General features: G+C 55.1%; 26 protein-coding genes and 1 tRNA gene. 23 read left to right on the plus strand and 4 right to left on the minus strand.

The genetic code is table 11. The features are described from left to right. Positions 1-174 precede the first annotated feature (174 nt). From nrdR to SynA1528_RS10275, 10 genes are all read left to right on the plus strand, one after another. Positions 175-657 (plus strand): transcriptional regulator NrdR, encoded by a 483-nt coding sequence (gene nrdR / locus SynA1528_RS10230; protein WP_186586660.1) that lies wholly within the window; start codon positions 175-177, stop codon positions 655-657. A 102-nt stretch (positions 658-759) separates the two neighbouring features. Beyond that, positions 760-1,863, plus strand: a complete 1,104-nt coding sequence (locus SynA1528_RS10235) for a 30S ribosomal protein S1 (protein ID WP_186586661.1) — start codon at positions 760-762, stop codon at positions 1,861-1,863. A gap of 6 nt (positions 1,864-1,869) precedes the next feature. Next, entirely contained in the window at positions 1,870-2,640 is a 771-nt protein-coding gene (locus tag SynA1528_RS10240; RefSeq protein ID WP_186586662.1) for an HAD family hydrolase, read from the plus strand. Positions 2,641-2,664: 24 nt separating this feature from the next. Beyond that, positions 2,665-3,924 carry a methionine adenosyltransferase gene (metK, locus tag SynA1528_RS10245; protein WP_186586663.1) on the plus strand — a complete coding sequence of 420 codons (1,260 nt, stop codon included), beginning with the start codon at positions 2,665-2,667 and terminating at the stop codon, positions 3,922-3,924. A 1-nt stretch (position 3,925) separates the two neighbouring features. Beyond that, on the plus strand, positions 3,926-5,191 hold the full coding sequence (locus SynA1528_RS10250) for an FGGY-family carbohydrate kinase (RefSeq protein ID WP_186586664.1): 1,266 nt from the start codon (positions 3,926-3,928) through the stop codon (positions 5,189-5,191). Positions 5,192-5,338: 147 nt separating this feature from the next. Beyond that, positions 5,339-6,241: a phycobilisome rod-core linker polypeptide gene (locus SynA1528_RS10255; RefSeq protein ID WP_186586665.1), complete on the plus strand. Its 903-nt coding sequence runs from the start codon at positions 5,339-5,341 to the stop codon at positions 6,239-6,241. Between the two features lie 225 nt (positions 6,242-6,466). Continuing rightward, on the plus strand, positions 6,467-6,742 hold the full coding sequence (locus tag SynA1528_RS10260) for a DUF2470 domain-containing protein (protein WP_011128848.1): 276 nt from the start codon (positions 6,467-6,469) through the stop codon (positions 6,740-6,742). Between the two features lie 31 nt (positions 6,743-6,773). Beyond that, positions 6,774-7,409 (plus strand): ComF family protein, encoded by a 636-nt coding sequence (locus SynA1528_RS10265; protein WP_186586666.1) that lies wholly within the window; start codon positions 6,774-6,776, stop codon positions 7,407-7,409. 30 nt (positions 7,410-7,439) lie between these two features. Continuing rightward, positions 7,440-7,512 (plus strand) — tRNA-Phe (locus SynA1528_RS10270). A gap of 21 nt (positions 7,513-7,533) precedes the next feature. Then, positions 7,534-7,773, plus strand: coding sequence for a hypothetical protein (locus tag SynA1528_RS10275; protein WP_186497581.1), 240 nt, complete (start codon positions 7,534-7,536; stop codon positions 7,771-7,773). Positions 7,774-7,778: 5 nt separating this feature from the next. Here the strand turns inward: SynA1528_RS10275 and SynA1528_RS10280 are convergent, their stop codons facing one another. Beyond that, positions 7,779-8,183 carry a hypothetical protein gene (locus SynA1528_RS10280; protein WP_186586667.1) on the minus strand — a complete coding sequence of 135 codons (405 nt, stop codon included), beginning with the start codon at positions 8,181-8,183 and terminating at the stop codon, positions 7,779-7,781. 128 nt (positions 8,184-8,311) lie between these two features. Here SynA1528_RS10280 and SynA1528_RS10285 point away from each other — a divergent pair, with 128 nt between their 5' ends. From SynA1528_RS10285 to SynA1528_RS10340, 12 genes are all read left to right on the plus strand, one after another. Next, positions 8,312-8,980: a TVP38/TMEM64 family protein gene (locus SynA1528_RS10285; RefSeq protein WP_186497585.1), complete on the plus strand. Its 669-nt coding sequence runs from the start codon at positions 8,312-8,314 to the stop codon at positions 8,978-8,980. A 110-nt stretch (positions 8,981-9,090) separates the two neighbouring features. After that, a complete protein-coding gene (locus SynA1528_RS10290; protein WP_186497587.1) occupies positions 9,091-9,522 on the plus strand; it encodes a hypothetical protein in 432 nt (143 codons plus the stop codon). 17 nt (positions 9,523-9,539) lie between these two features. Further along, positions 9,540-10,094, plus strand: a complete 555-nt coding sequence (locus SynA1528_RS10295; protein ID WP_286187813.1) for a bilin-binding protein — start codon at positions 9,540-9,542, stop codon at positions 10,092-10,094. A gap of 71 nt (positions 10,095-10,165) precedes the next feature. Then, positions 10,166-10,924, plus strand: coding sequence for a phycobilisome rod-core linker polypeptide (locus tag SynA1528_RS10300; RefSeq protein ID WP_186586669.1), 759 nt, complete (start codon positions 10,166-10,168; stop codon positions 10,922-10,924). 1 nt (position 10,925) lies between these two features. Next, the gene (locus SynA1528_RS10305) at positions 10,926-11,639 is read left to right on the plus strand and encodes a pentapeptide repeat-containing protein (RefSeq protein WP_186586670.1); all 714 of its coding nucleotides are present in this window, start codon (positions 10,926-10,928) and stop codon (positions 11,637-11,639) included. Positions 11,640-11,817: 178 nt separating this feature from the next. After that, complete coding sequence (locus SynA1528_RS10310) at positions 11,818-12,702, plus strand: phycobilisome linker polypeptide (RefSeq protein ID WP_186586671.1); 885 nt, start codon at positions 11,818-11,820, stop codon at positions 12,700-12,702. A gap of 55 nt (positions 12,703-12,757) precedes the next feature. Further along, positions 12,758-14,404, plus strand: a complete 1,647-nt coding sequence (locus SynA1528_RS10315; RefSeq protein WP_186586672.1) for a phycobilisome rod-core linker polypeptide — start codon at positions 12,758-12,760, stop codon at positions 14,402-14,404. A gap of 74 nt (positions 14,405-14,478) precedes the next feature. Next, positions 14,479-15,213 carry a phycobilisome rod-core linker polypeptide gene (locus SynA1528_RS10320; protein WP_186586673.1) on the plus strand — a complete coding sequence of 245 codons (735 nt, stop codon included), beginning with the start codon at positions 14,479-14,481 and terminating at the stop codon, positions 15,211-15,213. 118 nt (positions 15,214-15,331) lie between these two features. Continuing rightward, complete coding sequence (locus tag SynA1528_RS10325; protein WP_186586674.1) at positions 15,332-15,505, plus strand: hypothetical protein; 174 nt, start codon at positions 15,332-15,334, stop codon at positions 15,503-15,505. After that, complete coding sequence (locus tag SynA1528_RS10330; RefSeq protein ID WP_186586675.1) at positions 15,495-16,037, plus strand: phycobiliprotein lyase; 543 nt, start codon at positions 15,495-15,497, stop codon at positions 16,035-16,037. Before SynA1528_RS10325 ends, SynA1528_RS10330 begins: the two co-directional genes overlap by 11 nt. An 8-nt stretch (positions 16,038-16,045) precedes the next feature. Continuing rightward, entirely contained in the window at positions 16,046-16,660 is a 615-nt protein-coding gene (locus tag SynA1528_RS10335; protein ID WP_186497606.1) for a chromophore lyase CpcT/CpeT, read from the plus strand. A gap of 3 nt (positions 16,661-16,663) precedes the next feature. After that, on the plus strand, positions 16,664-16,969 hold the full coding sequence (locus tag SynA1528_RS10340; protein ID WP_186482125.1) for a CpeR family transcriptional regulator: 306 nt from the start codon (positions 16,664-16,666) through the stop codon (positions 16,967-16,969). 10 nt (positions 16,970-16,979) lie between these two features. Here SynA1528_RS10340 and SynA1528_RS10345 read toward each other — a convergent pair whose 3' ends face one another. Genes SynA1528_RS10345 through SynA1528_RS10355 form a run of 3 tightly spaced genes read right to left on the minus strand, consistent with a single transcriptional unit; the run spans position 16,980 to position 17,855 of the window. After that, a complete protein-coding gene (locus tag SynA1528_RS10345; protein WP_186497615.1) occupies positions 16,980-17,213 on the minus strand; it encodes a Nif11-like leader peptide family natural product precursor in 234 nt (77 codons plus the stop codon). A gap of 37 nt (positions 17,214-17,250) precedes the next feature. Beyond that, a complete protein-coding gene (locus SynA1528_RS10350) occupies positions 17,251-17,532 on the minus strand; it encodes a Nif11-like leader peptide family natural product precursor (protein WP_286187814.1) in 282 nt (93 codons plus the stop codon). Between the two features lie 2 nt (positions 17,533-17,534). After that, the gene (locus SynA1528_RS10355) at positions 17,535-17,855 is read right to left on the minus strand and encodes a hypothetical protein (protein WP_186482128.1); all 321 of its coding nucleotides are present in this window, start codon (positions 17,853-17,855) and stop codon (positions 17,535-17,537) included. Between the two features lie 240 nt (positions 17,856-18,095). Here SynA1528_RS10355 and SynA1528_RS10360 point away from each other — a divergent pair, with 240 nt between their 5' ends. Next, on the plus strand, positions 18,096-19,292 hold the full coding sequence (locus SynA1528_RS10360; RefSeq protein WP_186586677.1) for a HEAT repeat domain-containing protein: 1,197 nt from the start codon (positions 18,096-18,098) through the stop codon (positions 19,290-19,292). The last annotated feature ends 91 nt before the right edge of the window (positions 19,293-19,383 follow it).

Here is a 19,383-nt window from a genome sequence, read left to right on the forward strand (position 1 = left end):
CCAAAAAACCCCGCCATGGCGGGGTTTTTTTGTGATCGTTCATCCTTGCCCTTTCAATTCACCACCGGCATTCAAAGAAGTCATTCACGGAGGCGCGAAAGACCAGGCATCACCACCCTTTTCAAGGGTCAATTCAATGATTAAAGTTGACAGTGTCTACCAACTGTTTCCGGCTTGCAGTGCCCTTCTTGCCAAAACACGGATAGCCGTGTGCTCGAATCGCGGGCAGCTGATGGCGGAAGAAGTGTGCGTCGGCGACGTGAATGCTTGAACTGTGAGTTTCGGTTCACCACCTACGAGAGAGTGGAAACCGTTCCCATCACAGTGATCAAGCGCAACGGCAACCGGGAGATTTTCAGCCGCAGCAAGCTTCTTCACGGCCTCAACCGAGCGTGCGAGAAAACGGGCTTGGATGCCTCACGGCTTGAAACTCTTGTGGAAGAGCTCGAACTCAAGCTTCAACAGCGCAGCGGTCGCGAAGTGAGCAGCGCCGAAATCGGCGAGCTGGTGCTGGTGGAACTCAAACAGATGAGTGAAGTGGCTTACATCCGCTTCGCTTCCGTTTATCGCCAGTTCCGGGGGATTGACGACTTTGTCTCAACCCTTGAAACCATGAACCAAAAACCAGGGCCAGGGCATCTGGCGGCCGTGGGATAAGGCCCCATCGATCTGTAGGATCCATAGCTCTCCTTGAACCGTCGGCGGGCGGTTCATGCGATCCACTCGTACTACCCGCATGAGGTAGACCGCCAAACCCCCATGTCCGCGACTCCCACTGAAGAGCAGCTTCAGGACGTTCAAACCGCAGCGACCGAAGAGGTCAGCCAGGACGCCACCGCAGCTGTCGCCAGCGTTGATGAAGCCTTTGAGGCTGCTGAGGATCTCGGCATCCCCGAGGAGGTTCCCACCGCTGATGATCCGGGCAGCCGAGCCAGCAGTCGAAATCTCGATGACGCCGGATTCACCATCGATGAATTCGCAGCGCTGCTCAGCAAGTACGACTACAACTTCAAGCCTGGCGACATCGTCAACGGCACCGTTTTCGCCCTGGAATCCAAGGGCGCGATGATCGATATCGGCGCCAAGACGGCTGCCTTCATGCCTGTGCAAGAGGTGTCGATCAACCGGGTGGAAGGTTTGAGCGATGTGCTCCAGCCCGGCGAGATCCGCGAATTCTTCATCATGAGTGAAGAAAACGAGGACGGACAGCTCGCTCTTTCGGTGCGCCGCATCGAATACCAGCGCGCCTGGGAACGGGTGCGCCAGCTGCAGAAGGAGGACGCCACCATCTACTCCGAGGTGTTTGCCACCAACCGCGGTGGTGCCCTGGTTCGGGTGGAAGGCCTGAGAGGCTTCATCCCCGGCTCCCACATCAGCACCCGCAAACCGAAGGAAGAGCTGGTGGCTGACTTCCTGCCACTCAAGTTCCTTGAGGTGGACGAAGAGCGCAACCGTCTGGTGCTGAGCCATCGCCGGGCTCTCGTGGAGCGCAAGATGAATCGCCTCGAGGTGGGCGAAGTGGTGGTGGGCACCGTCCGCGGCATCAAGCCCTACGGCGCCTTCATCGATATCGGCGGCGTCAGCGGCCTGCTGCACATCTCGGAGATCAGCCACGAACACATCGAGACCCCGCACTCGGTGCTCAACGTGAATGATCAGATGAAGGTGATGATCATCGATCTCGACGCCGAGCGCGGCCGGATCTCCCTCTCCACCAAGGCTCTGGAACCGGAACCCGGCGACATGCTCACCGATCCGCAGAAGGTGTTCGACAAGGCCGAGGAAATGGCCGCCCGTTACAAGCAGATGCTCCTGGAGCAGGCCGAGGAGGGCGAGGATCCGATCAGCTCAATGATGATCTGATTCGCCATGGCGACATTGATGCTGAGGGGTGCTCCCATCGGCAATTACGACGGGGTGCTGTTCGACAAGGACGGCACCCTTTCCCACAGCGAGCCCCATCTGCAGGAGCTGGCTGAAGCTCGGATCAGAACAGCTCTGGATCTCTGGAGCGCAACCGGGCAATCCCCAAATCCCGACCTGCGTCCTCTGCTCAGCCGCGCCTTCGGACTGGAGAACGGGGGGCTGCATCCCGCCGGCACCCTGGCCGTGGCAGCCCGGCAGGACAACATGATTTCGATGGCCACCGTGTTTTGCCTGCTGGGGTGCGGCTGGCCCCAAGCCCTGGAGCTGAGCGAACGGTGTTTCGAACTGGTGGATCAGAGACACAGCACCAGTCCTTCCCCCAGTCCTCTGCTTCCCCATGCCGACCGTTTGCTGCAACGGTTGCACGACGCTGGCATTCAGCTGGCTGTCATCAGCAATGACACGCGCTCGGGCATTCAGTCGTTTCTCAACCATCACGGCTTGTCCGATCGATTCAGCGATTGCTGGAGTGCCGACGATCAGCCCCGCAAGCCAGACCCCGCGGCTGTGCACCAGCTCTGCCAGAGGCTGAATCTCACGCCCGAGCGTTGTGCCCTGATCGGTGATGCCGAGACCGATTTATCGATGGCTCGAACGGCTGGGATCGGTTGTGTGATCGGCTACCTCGGAGGCTGGGCAAAGCAACCGGAACTCCCCTCCGCCACCCACCGACTGACGGATTGGGATGAGATTGGACTGATCACCACCCCGTAGAGTCTGGCCATCGATCTCTTCTGTATGAGCCGTTACGTCTTCACCTCAGAGTCGGTTACGGAAGGACATCCCGACAAGATCTGCGACCAGGTCAGTGATGCGGTGCTCGATGCCTTGCTGGCCCAGGATCCCGCCAGCCGCGTGGCCTGTGAAACCGTGGTGAATACAGGCTTATGCATGATCACCGGTGAGGTGACCTCCAAAGCCCAGGTGGACTTCATCCACCTGGTGCGCAACGTCATCAAGGAAATCGGTTACAGCGGCGCCCGGGCCGGTGGCTTCGATGCCAACAGCTGCGCGGTGTTGGTCGCTCTCGACCAGCAATCTCCTGACATCGCCCAGGGGGTCAATGAGGCCGATGACCACGCTGGCGACCCTCTGGACCTGGTGGGTGCCGGTGACCAGGGAATCATGTTCGGCTACGCCTGCAACGAGACGCCCGAACTGATGCCCCTGCCCATCAGTCTGGCTCACAGATTGGCGCGTCGGCTGGCCGAGGTGCGCCACAACGGCTCCCTGGATTACCTGCTTCCTGATGGCAAGACCCAGGTGAGTGTTGTCTATGAAAACGACAAGCCCGTTGCCATTGACACGATCCTGATCTCCACCCAGCACACCGCTGAAGTGAATGGAATCAGCGATGAGCAGGGCATCCGGGAACGCATCACCGAAGACCTCTGGACCCACGTGGTGGAGCCGGCGACGGCCGACCTCGAACTCAAGCCTTCCCGCGAAGCGACCAAATATCTGGTGAACCCCACCGGCAAGTTTGTGGTGGGTGGTCCCCAGGGCGATGCGGGTCTCACGGGCCGCAAGATCATCGTGGACACCTACGGCGGCTATGCCCGCCACGGTGGTGGTGCCTTCTCCGGGAAAGACCCCACCAAAGTGGATCGCTCCGCCGCCTACGCAGCGCGCTACGTGGCCAAGTGCCTTGTTGCAACCGGACTCGCCGAACGGGCGGAGGTGCAGCTGAGTTATGCGATCGGCGTGGCCAAACCCGTCTCGATCCTGGTGGAATCCTTCGGGACTGGGAAGGTGTCGAATGCCGAGCTCACCGAACTGGTGCAGGAGCATTTCGACCTGCGCCCCGGCGCCATCATCGAAACCTTCGGACTGCGCAACCTGCCCCAGCAGCGCGGTGGTCGCTTCTACCAAGACACAGCCGCCTACGGCCACTTCGGTCGCAACGACCTCAAAGCCCCCTGGGAGGATGTGGCCGCCAAGAGCGAAGAGCTGGTGAAGGCAGAAGCCAAGCGCATCAAGCAGGGCGCCACGGTTTGACGTGAACGTTGAAACATCGCTGGCGCTCGGCATCGACCTGGGCACCAGCGGTGTTCGCATTGCGGTGCTGAATCAGCAGGGCACGCTGATTCATTCGTCGTCCGCTGAGTACGCCACGGGATTAACAGCCCCCTTGGACTGGGCTGAGGCGTGCCGCGACTTGATCACCCATTTGCCCGCTCAGATCAGAGGTCAACTGGCCGCTGTTGCGGTCGATGGCACCTCGGGCACGCTTCTGGCTTGTCGGGAGGATGGCACCCCCATGGGGCCTGCACTGAGCTACGCCACAGCGTTCCCCGAGCAGAACAGTGCACTCAAACGGCTGGTGCCAGATGGCTGCGCGGCATCCAGCAGCAGCGGCAGCTTGGCGCGAGCCCTGCAGTTGCTGAACCACCATGGCCACATTGATCGCCTGCGACATCAAGCCGACTGGATCAGCGGTTGGTTCCTGCAGAACTGGCAATGGGGCGAAGAGGGCAACAACCTCAAGCTTGGATGGGACCTTGAGCAAGCCACCTGGCAGGGCTGCATCGCTGATCAGTCCTGGAGTTCGGCCTTGCCTGAGGTGAAGCCAAGCGGTTCCGTGCTGGGACGCATCGCAATCGATCAGGCCAGGAATCTTGGCGTGCCGGAGGATCTGCTCGTGGTGGCCGGTACAACCGATTCCAACGCGGCGGTGTTGGCCGCGAACCCCGGCGACAACGACGGGATCACCGTGCTGGGCACCACTCTGGTGATGAAGCGATTCACGCCAGTACCGATCCAAGGAGCCGGCATCACGCGGCATCGGATCGGGCAGCGATGGTTGTGTGGCGGGGCTTCCAACGCTGGGGCCGGCGTGCTGCGGCGTTATTTCACCGATGCTGAGCTGGCGGAACTCAGCCGCCAGATCGACCCAGACCAAGACAGCGGCCTGAGTTACCAGCCCCTTCCGGCCCATGGCGAGCGATTTCCCGTGGACGATCCCAACCTCGAGCCGGTGCTGGAGCCACGGCCTGTGAGTGATGCCCTGTTTCTGCATGGGCTGCTGGAAGGTCTGGCGGAGATTGAGGCCAAGGGTTGGGAGCGACTGACGGAACTCGGGGCGGATCCACCGCAACGGGTGATCAGCCTCGGCGGTGGTGCCCGAAACCCCCAGTGGCGCAAGATCCGGCAGCGGCGGCTTGGCCTTCCCGTGGTGAGTTGCAACCAACCACCGGCCGCAGGTGTTGCCCTGCTGGCCCTGAGTCGGCAGCGGCAGACCGAGTACAAGATGAACAAGTCATAAGATTTTCGCCATACATTCATTACCGAGTTATCAAATGCAATTCTCAGTCCATAAAGGCAAACATTTTGTTGCAAGCTGGCTGAATTGAACTGGTTTCTCAGTTCATAGCTTTATCCTCTCCGATATCAATCTCAATACAAATCAGAAATGATCGCCATCAAGCCGACCCGCGACTTCACGAATCTTGGCCGGATTTCATTCTCCGCCAACAACGCCTCCAAACCCAAACAGAACACTGCAATCAATCGCTACCGAGCCGAACAAACCCAGGGGGGTTTGATATCGCGCAAAGGCCTGGCTGCATCCTCACAAAACGAGTACAAAGAGAATCTTTGCTCAGCGATGGGGATTGGAATCGGCCCCAGAGTTCACAGCGAATGTCCTTTTAGCAGTGTTAATGATCAATATGCTGCAACAGGGAACGAAGCTCTTGAGGTGGCAATCGAAGCGGCATATCGGCAGGTACTCGGGAATCTTGGACCAACGATCAGTCAGAAATGCATCGAACTTGAATCGCAACTAAAGAATGGCGAGATAAGCGTCAGAGATTTCGTGGCGGGACTTGCAAAGAGTGATCTCTACAGGGAAAACTACTTTTCGAAAGTTTCGCCAATCCGCGGCATCGAGCTGAACTACAAGCACCTTCTCGGTCGGCCGCCGATCAATCAAGTAGAAGTAAGTGCTGCCATAAGCCTTATCGCATCCAAAGGCTTTAATGCGTTCATCGATCAGATCACACGATCTGGGGAATACCTAGAGGTTTTCGGAACAGACACAGTTCCATACCTGCGTGCATGGACATCAGAAGCACGCGCCTATTGTTCAACTTTTGCCAACCTTGCTCGCGTCACTCCTGGCAATGCAAGCTCAGACACTATTGTTGAGCGACGGAGCCAACTGGTTGTTGAGTTCAGCAATGCACGTAGCCTGAGCGAGGCTGGCAACAAATATGAAGTCAGTGGCTTCTCTTATTCCAAAGCAACAAGCGATCCCACCTCTGCGGCATTCCTCAGAATGTACCAATCCAAAACAGCAAAATCCTGGAACTAATCAACATAAACCACCAAAATCCAGGCTGACCAAACGTAGGACTTGCGACACGCAAGTCCTACGTTTTCGAAGTCAAATCAGTTATGACTAAAAAACTCCAAGAAATTCTTTCTATTTTTTTGTTTGTAGTGTTGTCTTGCTACGTCGGCTTTAGTGCTGTTCGCTTCGGCTCACTGCTGTGGCAACGCTTGAGCTAACTCCAGCAATTTCCTCCTTAGCAGCAAAATGCCTTCTGATCCTTTGACTCCTGCCGTCAGCGCTCGGATCTGCAAACACATGAATGAGGATCACGCTGAGGCCGTTTTGGCCTACGCCCACCACTACGGCGGAGTGGATGCAGCATCGGCCGCCGAAATGGTGGCTGTCTCAGCAACAGACATGGAGCTGAAGGTGGACGGACAGCCACTGCGCATTCCCTTCGATCACACCCTCACCGACAGCGAGGACGCCCATCGCACCCTTGTGGCGATGCTTCGTGCCATGCCCAAACAGGACGCCTGAGGGGAATCCTTCCAGCAGCCTTGCTTGATCGTTGTACCACCAACTGCTGAAGCTGGGCCGACAGCTGCTGATTCAGCCCACCTGCCGGCTCTGCCGATTCCCCCTCTGTCCGGACACTGAGGCAGACCCGATCTGCCCGCCATGCCATGACCGGTTTCAGCTCAAAAAAGGTGGTCTTTACGGATCGGCACCGCTGCCATGGCATGGCCTCTCGTATTACGACGGTGCTTTCCGCACCCTGCTGCTGCGACTTAAACGCCGTCCTGACGATCGTCAGTTGTCGGCCCTGATCGGTTGCCTGCGAGCAACCCTGCCGATGCCGTATCCAGCCGTGCTCGTTCCTATCCCCAGCTGGAAACGCCGGCGGGCTAACCCCCTGCCGGGCTTGATTGCCACAACCCTGGGCCAGGTCCGAACCGATCTGCTGGAGCGCACCCGGGCCAGCGCCGGCCAACATCACCTGAACCGTCAGCAGAGGTTGTCGAACCTCAGCGGTGCCTTCAAGGTCAGCGCCCATCTACAAGCCATGGAGGTCTGGCTGGTGGATGACATTCTTACCACAGGGGGCACAGCCCTGGCAGCGAGACAAGCCCTGCTGGATGCCGGTCATCAGGTCTGCGGCTTGATCTGTTTGGGGCGCACCCCCATCCGTCGCCTCCGGCGGTGATTTAAAGTGTTCGTGTCGCGTAGGCGACGTGCCGGGATAGCTCAGTTGGTAGAGCAGGCGACTGAAAATCGCCGTGTCCCCAGTTCAAATCTGGGTCCTGGCATCTTTTGATGCTAAATCTGTCGTGTCATTCATCTCACCTGATGCAGGCACGGATCGGGTGTTCGATAACGCCGACAGCTTTGCGATGGTGTTTGATCGCACCTGGAAGCAGTTGCGATCAAGGGGCAACGGTGATGTGAGTCACGTCGACCACCTGGAAGCCGTGTTCGCGGCCATGGCAGATCATCCCTTTCTGATCAGCTCGCCCGAGATGGCCAGACAGGTTGCTGCCTTCCGGATCCGCCTACTGGAGCTGAGCTGAAGCGATCAAGCGGAGAGCAAGTCGATCTGCGGGTCATCGACGTACTCGGTGTCACCCTCAGCGTCGTCACTGACCGCTTCGTCTTCCACCCGCTCGTCTTCGATCGCCTCGTCGAGATCACCTTGAGGTTCCGATGGGGATGTGTCCTCAGCGTGGAGAGCAACCACCTGCGCCGGAGCCAGACGATCTCGGAGCAGGCGCACCTTCTCCTCACTGGCTGACAGCAACTCGCCAGCGTCATCACTGATGGCGTCTTGATCGTCATCGGCGATCTGGCTCTTCTCCACTTCAGCCAGCCTCGCCTCCAGGGCCATCACACGATCAGCCAGTGTCTCGGCCACTTCACTGAGGTTCAGCAGATGGGTGCACAACTGCCGCTCGAACGCGGTGCGCGGGGAGGAGGTGGTCACCGGGCTGGCCTCGTGTTGAGAAATTTCGCTGATGGTATCGATGCTGAAGCGGCTGTCCACGGGCTGCCTGACAGGCGACTGATCGCAGGAAGCTGGCTTAAATTCCTGACCCAAGAACGCGGGTGTTGATGTCCAGGCTGAGCAAGGTGCTGAAGATCAGCGCCTGGGTGGCGGCATTCATCGTTGTCGTCGTGCTGCTGCAGCGCTACGGCATTGCACCGCTTCAGGACGCCGTGAAAGGGATGGGGTTCTGGGCGCCGCTCGGCCTGTTTCTACTGCGGGGCGTGAGCATCATTCTTCCGGCCCTGCCGAGCTCGATCTATTCGCTGCTGGCAGGTTCCCTGCTGGGCTTCCAAACCGGATACCTCACGATCACCCTCTCGGATCTGGTGTTCTGCAGCACGGCATTTTTCATCGCCCGTCGCTGGGGTCGTGGTCCGGTGAGCCGTCTGGTGGGGGCCAGCGCGATGAAACGCATCGATGGCTTCAGCAAGAACCAGCTGGAGGGCAACTTCTTTTTGATGACGGGCCTGCTGATGACCGGTCTGTTTGATTTCCTCAGCTATGCCATCGGCATCAGCCGCACCCATTGGCGGGTGTTCGCGCCAGCGCTGCTAATCAGCGTGTTGATCAGTGATTCGATCCTCGTGGCCGTAGGCGCGGGTGTGGCCCAGGGCGCCAGCCTCACCCTGGGCTTGGCTCTGCTCGCGATGTTTGGGCTGGCCACCTTCACAGGACTGATGAAACGGAAAGCAGCGTCCAAGGACGCCCCCCATCCCCCCGTGCACCCAGGCTGATCACAGACAGCAGATCCCTTCACCCGTGCATGTCGAATCACCCGCCAACCAGGCTGCGGTGATTGTTTTAAGGAACACTGGTTACGTTGATGCGATGAGGCCTGTTCTCGATGAGCGCGCTTGCTGATCCGAGAATCGAAGTGTTACAGGATCAGGCCGGGGCTAGTGGTGAACTGGATCTGCCCATCGGCGAAGGATGTTTCCGCATCAACCTGCGCGACGAGAACATCGAGCTCTGGCAAGAGACGCTGGAGCAGCAGAACGCAACCCAAAGCACCCAACTGTTGCTCGCCTGCGAAGAAAGCGGCGGTGAACTGAAGGACACCCGACTCACCTGGGTGGTGGGTTCAGCCATTCGCAGAGCCAGCGCCAACAGCCCCACCGCAGCAGCTCTGTTGTTGCAACAACTTGGCATCCCTGAGCCTCTGACCAAGGCCGCTGTCGATCGTTGCCCGGGGCTTGGTGACGACCTGGTGTGGGCCTTTTATCTGGAACGTCATGGCTGGCTCATTGCCACCCCTGTCGCCGCCATCCAGCCTTGATGGCTGACATCCCTGACTTGGCAGAGCTGATTCGCAGCGCTCAAGTGCAAGGCCTCAGCGGCGACCACTCTTTGCATGAAGAAGCGCGCCAGATCATTGGGGCAGCAGATCAGGAGCGTCGCCAACTCAGCCAGGAGGAACTGCTGAGCCTCTGCGCAGCCTCTGGACAGGATGCGTCACTGCCCCGAAGGCTCCAAAACCATGCGGATGACCTGGTGAACCAGGCCAGATGCCACCTGCTGGAGCAACAACCACAGCTCGTGCAGCCCGGCGGAGCCCTGTTCCCCGGCGAACGGGCCGATGCCTGCTGGCGGGACTGCTGGCACTTTCTGCGCGTGATCGTTTATGCCGTGGCCTGCCAGCGAAGCAACTTCACAAACCCCACTGGCATGGCAGCCCTTCGTGAGTTGTATCAGCTGATGGGCGTGCCAACGGAGGGCCTGAATATCGCCCTCATGCAGCTCAAAGTGCTTGCAGCGCAGGAGTTTGAGCGAGGAGCAGATCAGGAGCTCATCAACGCCTGCTTCCAACACCTGATCGAGCAGCTCAATAAAACTGCAGTTAAGAGCTGATAAGAGAAAAAAAAGACTCCTTCGGGCCACGAGAGGATCAGCCTCTAGGCATTTCCACTCACGGCACGCGCATGGCCCTTCCGCCCCTCGGATATCCGCTCAGTGCACAGAACAGTCGCGTCAGCAACCTGGCCGGTGACAACAGCACCGTCCAGAGCCCGCTCTACGGAACGTCTGCCGCCGGAGATGAAAGCACTCGGGCCGAGATGGACCGCCTGATCGAGCAGGCCTACCTGCAGGTGTTTTTCCATGCCATGCGAAGCGATCGCGAACCATTCCTGGAATCCCAACTGCGCAGCAGCAACATCACTGTTCGCGATTTCATCCGCGGCCTTCTGCTCTCCAAGAGGTTCCAGCAGGGGTACTACCAGTGCAACTCGAACTATCGGATGGTGGATCAGGTCGTGGGCCGTGTTCTCGGTCGACCCGTCCATAGCGATGCCGAACGGCGAGCCTGGTCTATTGTGGTCGGGGAGAAGGGTTTCACAGCATTCGTTGATGCCCTGCTGGACAGCAGCGAGTACATGGACAGCTTCGGCTATGACCTCGTGCCGCAGCAACGATCGAGGCGGCTCCCCGGACGGGCCCTCGGTGAAACGCCGATCTACCAACAGTTCCCGCGCTACGGGGCCGATTGGCGGGATGCACTGCAGGATCGGGCCCCAAGCGATCAAGCCGCTCAGATGCAACAGCTGGAGACCTCCGCGGTCTGGGTCAACGGCCAGCCTCCGGCCTTCGCGCTAAGGATATGGCTTGGACTTGCCCTGGTAGGAGGATTTGAACTGGGTCGGGTGGTCCTTACGATCGCTTTGGCAATGGCGAAAAGTTGACATGTCCACCACCGGATCTGCACCCCTCAACCTGCGTGAGTGGACGGCACCGGAAAAGCTCTCACCAAACGGTTCACCTCTAGTACCCGTTGATGCAAGAGGTGCTGATTGGCACGGGATCGAGCTGGGCGAGCTCGATTTACGCGGAGCAAAGCTTTGTCGCTGCAATTTACGAGGCACAGATCTCAGTCATTGCCAACTTGATGGCGCTGATCTCCGCCTAGCTCGCTACGACAACCAAACCGTCGTACCTGTTGGTTTCGACTTGAGCAACAGTGGAGCTGTGGGGCCCGGCGCCAAGCTCAACGGTGTCTATCTCAACAGCTCCGACCTGCGAGGCATGGATCTGCGGGGAAGCATGCTGCTTGGCAGCTATCTGAGTGGAGCTGACTTAAGCGGAGCGATACTTGATGGAGTTTCACTGGCCGGTTCAGATCTCCGGTCGTCCACCATGCGGGGAGCAATGTGCCGCGGGACACGATTCGGCACCTGCGAACTCGACATGGCTGATCTTCGCGGCGCTGACTTGGAAGGAGCTGTTCTAGAAACAGTCGAGTCGATAAGAGGCGCCGATTTTTCCCTCTGCACAGGGCTGGGCGCTCAGATCGATGCTCTGTTGTCCCGATCAGTTGAAGAACTCGATTGCTGGAACCCCTTAACACGCTCCACAACGCGGAACAGCCTTGAATCATTACGGGCTGCTAGAGCCGATTAGCCCCGGCCTGCCCACATACAGCCTCAAAGCCTTAACCCACAACTGCTTGGGGGCGAGGGAATTTGGCAAAAGGGTCACTCCACGCAACACATGAACACACTTGATTGAGGTTTATAAAGAACACGTTCTGTCAGAACGCTTCTGACGGAGCATTGCATGGCGAAACGTCAGAGCATCCATGCCCTTTGGACCTGCCTCACTTCTAGGGGTCGAACGCTTCTCGGAAGAGAGTGAGGCACCATTCGAGCTGATCCCTGGCGATGACGATGCCCGAAAAGAGCAGATCATTCGGGCGGTGTACAAGCAGGTTCTTGGCAATGCTTATGTCATGGACAGCGAGCGTCAGGTTGTCGCTGAATCTCAGTTCAAGCTTGGAGAGATCAGCGTCCGTGACCTGGTTCGCCGAATAGGCAAGAGCGACCTGTATCGCAGCCGCTTCTTTGAAAGCTGCGCACGTTACCGCTATATCGAGTTGGCCTTCCGCCACCTACTGGGTCGCGCGCCCGCCGACTTTGAGGAAATGCGTGGTCATTCTGAGCGGCTTGACAACAGTGGGTACGACGCCGACATCGACAGCTTCGTGGACTCTGATGAGTATCAAAACGCTTTCGGGGAATGGACGGTGCCCTTTCAACGGGGTTGGAAAACCGAAAGCTGTGGAACCATGCAGGAATTCACCTGGAGCTTTCAACTGTTGCGAGGCAATAGCAGCAGCAGTCTGAAAGGAGACCTCGCTGGCATCAGCAGCAAGCTCGGTGGTTCTGCGTACCAGAACCGAGCCATCCCCGTGGTCCCACCGTCTTCAACCGAGGCCTTGGGATGGAGCTTCCGTCCTTCCCCAAATCTGCAGGATGCACCAACTCGCCTGGGGGTCGGCGCAGGCGAGCAAGGCCTCACGTATCGCGTGGAGGTCACCGCCTACAGCGCCAACAACGTTCGTCGGATCTCCCGGTACACCCGCAGCAACCGGGTCTTCTACGTGCCGTTCGACAAGCTCTCGGAGCAGTTCAAACGCATCCACCGCGAAGGAGGAAAGATCGCCAGCATCACACCGGTGACTTGAAGCTCCCCTCACTGAAATCACGTACACCAGACCACTTCAAAATCTCACCTGAACAATGGCCAGCAATCAAACATCACTCGGCTTTGGAGCAACCACGAAGTGGGGAGATCCAGTCAGCTTCCAGCGCAAAGGCCAAGCTGGTCAGAAGCCGGCCCTGACTATTGGGGAGTTCAAGAAGCAATCCTGCGATCAAATGGCGATCGGGGTGGGGCCCCGTAGTCACGCCGACTGCCCTCACCGTGTCACAAGCGAATGCTATAGCCCGGAGGACAATGGTGCTCTAGAGACAGTCATTTCAGCGTCGTACCGACAGGTCTTCGGGAACGCTCATGTCATGAATTTTGAGCGGTGCACAGAACTTGAGGCTCAGCTCAGGGACGGCCGTCTGACCGTGCGTGATTTCATTAGAGGTCTGGCAAAGTCAAGCTTCTACAAGAGCCGGTTCTTCAACAGCGTTGCTCCACAGCGGGGTGTTGAACTGAATGTCAAACATCTTCTAGGGCGCGCTCCGGAAACTCAGGCTGAGATTTCTGCCATGATCACCCTGCAGGCAGAGCAGGGGCAGGGAGCCCTCATCGACAGCATCGTCGATTCAGCTGAATACCTCGAGGTATTTGGAAGCGATGTTGTGCCTTATGCCCGCTCTTGGAGTTCTCCTGCAGACCTCTCGACTGCTGCATTCCCGATGCTGGCAGCTCTCGAGAAGAGTTTCGCCGGCAGTGATAGTGCCCGTGGAGGAAGCCCAGCGCTAACCAGAAGCCTGGCCTCCGGCATCGCTCCTCGGATCAGCGTCCCGAGTCAGGTCGTGGGCGTGCGTCCCTCCGCAAGCTTCACTTCTGGTCGTTTCAGCAGCAAAGCTCCTGGCATCACCAGTGGTAATGACTCCGCTCCGCTTCGCGGCGACGCATACGTCACCTTCGGTCTTGGTCAGCGTGAGCAGGAAACATTTCAGCGTTGCCCAGGAGACAGCCCGGATCAGCTCAATGCCCTGATTCGCTCTGCATACAAACAGGTCATGGGTAACCCCCACCTGATGGAGTTTGAACGCGCTCTGTCGGCAGAAAGCAAGTTCATTGATGGTTATTTGAGCACCCGTGAATTTGTGCGGGCTGTCGGCCTTTCAGCTGAATACAAGCGGCGATTCTTCGAAACCAACGCTCCTTATCGATTCATCGAGCTGAACTTCAAACATTTCCTCGGTAGAGCCCCACAGTCTCAAGCGGAGATCAGCGAACACACCAAGATCCTCGCCGAAGGTGGTTATGAAGCTGAAATCTGCAGCTACGTCGACAGCGTGGAGTATCAGAGCATCTTTGGTGAAGACACCATTCCATACGCCAGGATCCTTACCGAAAACGGCCGCTCCCAGGTTGCCTTCAATCGACATCTCAGCCTGGCAGAAGGCTTCGCAGCTAGTGACACGGTCCTGAGCAGCTCATCTCTTGTCTCCTCCGTTGCCACGGGAATGGTTCCCAGTGGATGGAGTGCTACGACCACCCGAATTAACCGAACTGGGACACAGTCAGGCGCTCCTGATCCCACGAAGAAGCGCTTCCGGATTGTCGTAGCAACCCAGGCAGCTCGGTCACGTCAGCGCACCGCAGGAAACACTTATCTCGTCTCCGGCAAGGACATGTCCAGCCAAATGAAGTACATCCATGCACGTGGAGGCAAAATTGTCTCCATCACTGAGGTGATGTAAGAGCAGATCTAGTCCTGCCATAGGGGGCCGCCGCCTGAAGCGGCCCTTATAGATTTCAAACCCATTCCAGCATCATGACTGAGCCCACAACTCTTGCTTCACAACCCAACGTTGATACCAGTCATGCTGCTGTGGTCGTTCAACAAACGTATCGCCAGGTCTTCGGAAACCGACACCTGATGGAGCTTGATGTCAATAGCTCCATCGAGGCACTATTCATGAATGGTGATCTCACCGTCCAGGGTTTTGTCATGGCCCTCGCGCAGTCTGACACCTACAAAAAACTGTTCTTTGAGACCAATAGTCCCTATCAGTTTGTTGAACTTAATTTCAAGCACCTTCTTGGCCGACCTCCTCATGATCAGGTCGAGCTAATGAATCACGTGAGACTGCTGCAAGACGAAGGATTTGAAGCCGAGATAGCAAGCTATGTCTACAGCGAAGAATATCTTTCAGCCTTCGGAGTCGATCAGATCCCATACAACCGCGCCTCAGAAAGCATGGTTGGAGGACGAACCCTGAACTACACCCGATCAAGAGTTGTTGATGCAGGTTACGCCGGATACGACAGTGCTGAGCGCCAGTCCAAGTTGCTGCAAAGCCTGTGCTCAGGCAACTCACCAGACGTGGTTGATCGCAAGAGTGTCGGAAACGCCAACTCCTTAACGATCAATTGGACGTCACGCCGCCAGGTTGGAGCCAATCGGCGCGCTGTACAGAAATCGGTGGTCAATCAGACATCCATGTCGGCAACGATTCGCTCGATCCTGTCCCAAGGCGGAAAGATCCTTTCTATTGCGAAGGCTTAATCCTTAGCGCTTTTTCCACAATCCAGACAGGCAAATCAGTCATGATTGCCGAGTGGTCATACAAAGGTGACCCTCAAGAACACATTCACCAGATTCAAATCGGAAACGGTTTTTCCCAATGCCAATTCTTCGCCCATTTTCAAGAGAACAACCGACTCAGAACACAGCTTTTCAGCAATCAGCAGCTTCTGCACCAATGGCCATGTCGATGATGATCGATTCAATGGTTAACATGATGCATAGCAATCGCCAGCCGCTGGATGAGCACAATATTAAAAAGTATGACGATTGAGCAATTTGTTGCTCAAAGTGTGGGTCAATGGCGGTCCATGAGATCTGGCCATTCTCTCGCTTTTCAACAATTTGAAGACGTTCTTAGCGAAGTAAGCATTGAATCCATCGAGAAAGACGATTCTGCTGTTCAAGATTTACTCTCAACCGCAACTTCTCATCAAGGACATAGCTCCGACATAGTCGCGCCATTCAGGATGGAATGGTCAGCTGAAAGTGACTGGGAGCCCGAAGATCCATCTCAAGTTTCATCAGGCTCGTGCCTGATCATCCCACTGAAAAAAAATGATTATTCTGGCATCTTGATCAGAAGTGTGGGGTATGCCGAATCAGAATTAGCAGAGTCGACATACCAGTTCTTAGATGATGGCACATTCTTACTTACAACTCACTATGAACAATCAATAGCAGAGGAAAGAATCTGGTTTGTTTCAGACAATGTTCGGTGCAGATCATCTGTGTTGAAGACATCTGCAGGCTCAGGAGTTCTGCAAACTTCATTTGCCTCTGAAGTCAGACGAGTCAAGGCCTAGATATATACATGAGAAATTATTCAGCGATTGCAGACTTTGCCAAGACTCTTGCAGGCACGTTCGATAACATTAATCAGGCACAAGAAAATCCAAAGGATTTCGCACGAATCAAAATTTTTTTTCGACCATTACCATGGCGCATCTTTAGAGGACCAGGTTTTTATTCTGAGCAATGCTATGACTATGCTCCGTGGGATCCCTACCGGCAAGGGATACATCGGCTAGTACTAGATCAGAACTTGTTTGTAATGGAGAATTTTGCCTTTGATAATCCTCGCCGACTTGCTGGCGCTGGATGTAATCCCGAACTTTTGGACGATCTGCATTCAGAATCATTGAAGAGGCGCTGCGGCTGTGCCATGCATTTCCGATCCATATCTCCTGGACACTACGTTGGCAATGTTGAACCCGGGAAAAGTTGTCTAATTCCAAGGGACGGAAAATTGACTTATCTCGTCAGTGAAGTTGAAGTCAATCAAACCTCCTGGATTAGTCGGGATCGTGGATTTGACCCAGAGAACAATGCGCAAGTCTGGGGATCAGAGCACGGCATGCTGCGATTCAAAAAAATCACAAGTTTTTCAAAGGAAATCACTAACGAGTGGCTCGAGCTTAAAACCTGAACAATGGTTGATTATGATAAACAAATGAAAACGTGGATACGTTCACAACATTTAATCTGTGTTGGAAGTGATTTTATTTTTGAAACTGTTGATCAAACTCAATTAGACAAGTTCGAGACTTGCATTAGAGCCATGGGAGGGAGAATTAGAACTGTAAAAGCCGTTGGAAACTGGCCAATGGGGCCTAGACGATCATTCAAGATCCTGCAAGCAACTGCAAGTGTTCCACGACCCGGCGGCGAGGCTTTAGTGACCTACTGGGCCAAAAAGGGAAGCAAAACAACAAGGTACTCTGAGATATCTTCTTGATAATTGAGGCTCATTCATCAAACCATCCCATCCAGGTATCCTGAGTAAAGTCAGTGTGCTTGCTCCACCTTCTTAATATAGTCAAGGAATCAAATTCATATCCCTTAGATGCAGCGATTGCGATCACATCATCTTGATTGAGAGCTGCCTTAATTTCAGCTTTGAGATCAGGATCCTGACGAACCATTGTAATGAATGATTCCAAAGATAAATCTTGCTTTACGTTAGAGGAGGAATCCGTCATACCAGAGACTGCTCAATAGAGGTAATCTCATTGTAGATCAAACTCCATCCATCAGCATGGCACGCCATAAGGCAACCTTCCGAAATGCCCAGGACCAATGCTCAACAGGTACGACAAGAATCTTTGCCAATTCTGAATCACTCAAAGTCTTACGATCCAAAGAAAGATGTAGCTGCCATTCACTTGGTGAAAAAATAAATCCCTTGGAAGCTGCATAATCAACAATATCCTGGTCAGTCTTACAAGCCTTCAAACCAGTGGCGATTGAATGGTCATACACAACCGCCTGGATAAATTCGTTAATCGGAAGAGTATTCATTCTCAACAACTCTCAATCCACAAAGCAAAGTTGACCCTTGTACAAATCATTTGAAGCACCAATGGCCCCCCAGGACAACGCAGAAGTCGCCATGGAATATTCTTGTCTAGGACACCAGAATCAACGGTGATCTTTGGTGGACTTGTTGCCTGTTCGTAGGGTATCAATGCAGCACCAGTTAATGCTGGTTCAATTGAATCGACGATTGTTTTCAGCTGATCGAGAGTTGTGATCTCGTTTAACTCGGATTGGACTTCCTCCCGTGCTTGAACGGCAGCGACGAATTCAGAGAGCGCTTGCTCACGCTCAGGGGACACAGGCATCGTGTTGCGACGAACCGATCGAATAGTACCAAAAACAAGTCTTTTCATTTTATTACAGCAACGGCAACCTGAGCCGTCGGAACATGGATATGGAGTAAATTTTGAAAAATTTTTTGAATCTTACAAGTGAATATTTCCATGCGCATAAACAAATAATCCTGACGCATACGCTCTAAAATTATTCAGGAAATCGAAGACTGCCTTCATCAATCTCATCAATTCATCCGACCAAATAAAATTATGGCAGAGCGTTTCGACAACTTGGTTGAAGGATTAACAGAAGATCGTGCCATGTCTGTGATTCTGGCCGACCCAGAGACATTGGATCGACCTGTCGACAAATATATGGCTGCGACGAGGTTGGGAGCTAGCGACACTGAGGAATCCCTTGATGTTCTCATTAAGGCAGCAGAATTAAGTCCGGAACATCTGTTTGACCGAATCACACGACGAAAAGCCATTGATGCTCTAGGCCGCAGAAAAAGCACTAGGGCATTACCTACTCTGTTTCGCTCACTGTCTTGCACAGATGAGGCTGCAGTCATTAACGCTGTTGACGCCATCACAAAAATTGGTGCACCACTAACAGAAAGCAATCAGGGAAGCTTGATCAAGGCACTCGATGGGGAAGATATCCAAAAGCGAGCAGTCATCCAGGCCTTTTGCAGGCTGGAAATCAATAAGGCAGAAGAGGCAATACGCCCACTCGCGAACGATCAGAATCCGCTCGTCTGCGGTGCAGCTAAAGCATATTTAGCAAGAGTGCACAAAGAGACCTCCGGTCTAGATGATCTGGTTCCCCAGCTGATCGATCCCATCGCTGGTCGACGCCGATCCGCCGTCATTGACCTTGGCGATGCTGGTGATGTCACAAGATTGGAGGCACTGGTTGCGGCACCTGTGTCCATGTCATTACGGGCAAGAAGCGCTTTCCAGCTCGTCGATCCCAACAAAACATGTCACGTTCCTGATGAATATTCAGAATTAATAACGCAACTTTTGCAAGACAACCCACAACATTTAAAGCTCAGACAAGAGTGGGTCTGCCCTGTTGACGCAATTGAAATCGAAAACAATCTTCAACACCGAGACGAAGCACGTCAATACGGTGGGGCTTTGAGCCTAATGAATATGGACAAACGAAGCAGAATGGAATTAATTAATGAAATTAAACAAAAATTATGGAGCGACTATGTTACTCACTATTACTTAACGTCAGTCATCAGCCTTCAAGGCTTGTCCGAAAGGAGTGACTTGATCTGCCTAGCTCTGGCCGAAACGATCCCTCAGTACACAAAATCGAGGATTGCAGCAGCCTGGGGTTGCCTGAGATTGAGACTGACTGATCAGAAGCCCCTCCTAGAGGAGCTTTCAGTCTCAGCTAACTGGCTACCACTGAAGTGGACCTGCAGGCAGGTACTTAAACAGTTGTCATGATTAGTGTCTTCCTCAGTAACAACCAGGCCAAATGATGTCGTGGTGTTACCGATTTTTCTTTTGTCAACTTGTGTGTCCTGACACGCTTGTC

Origin of the sequence: Synechococcus sp. A15-28 (assembly GCF_014280175.1) — a bacterium.
Classification (GTDB): domain Bacteria; phylum Cyanobacteriota; class Cyanobacteriia; order PCC-6307; family Cyanobiaceae; genus Parasynechococcus.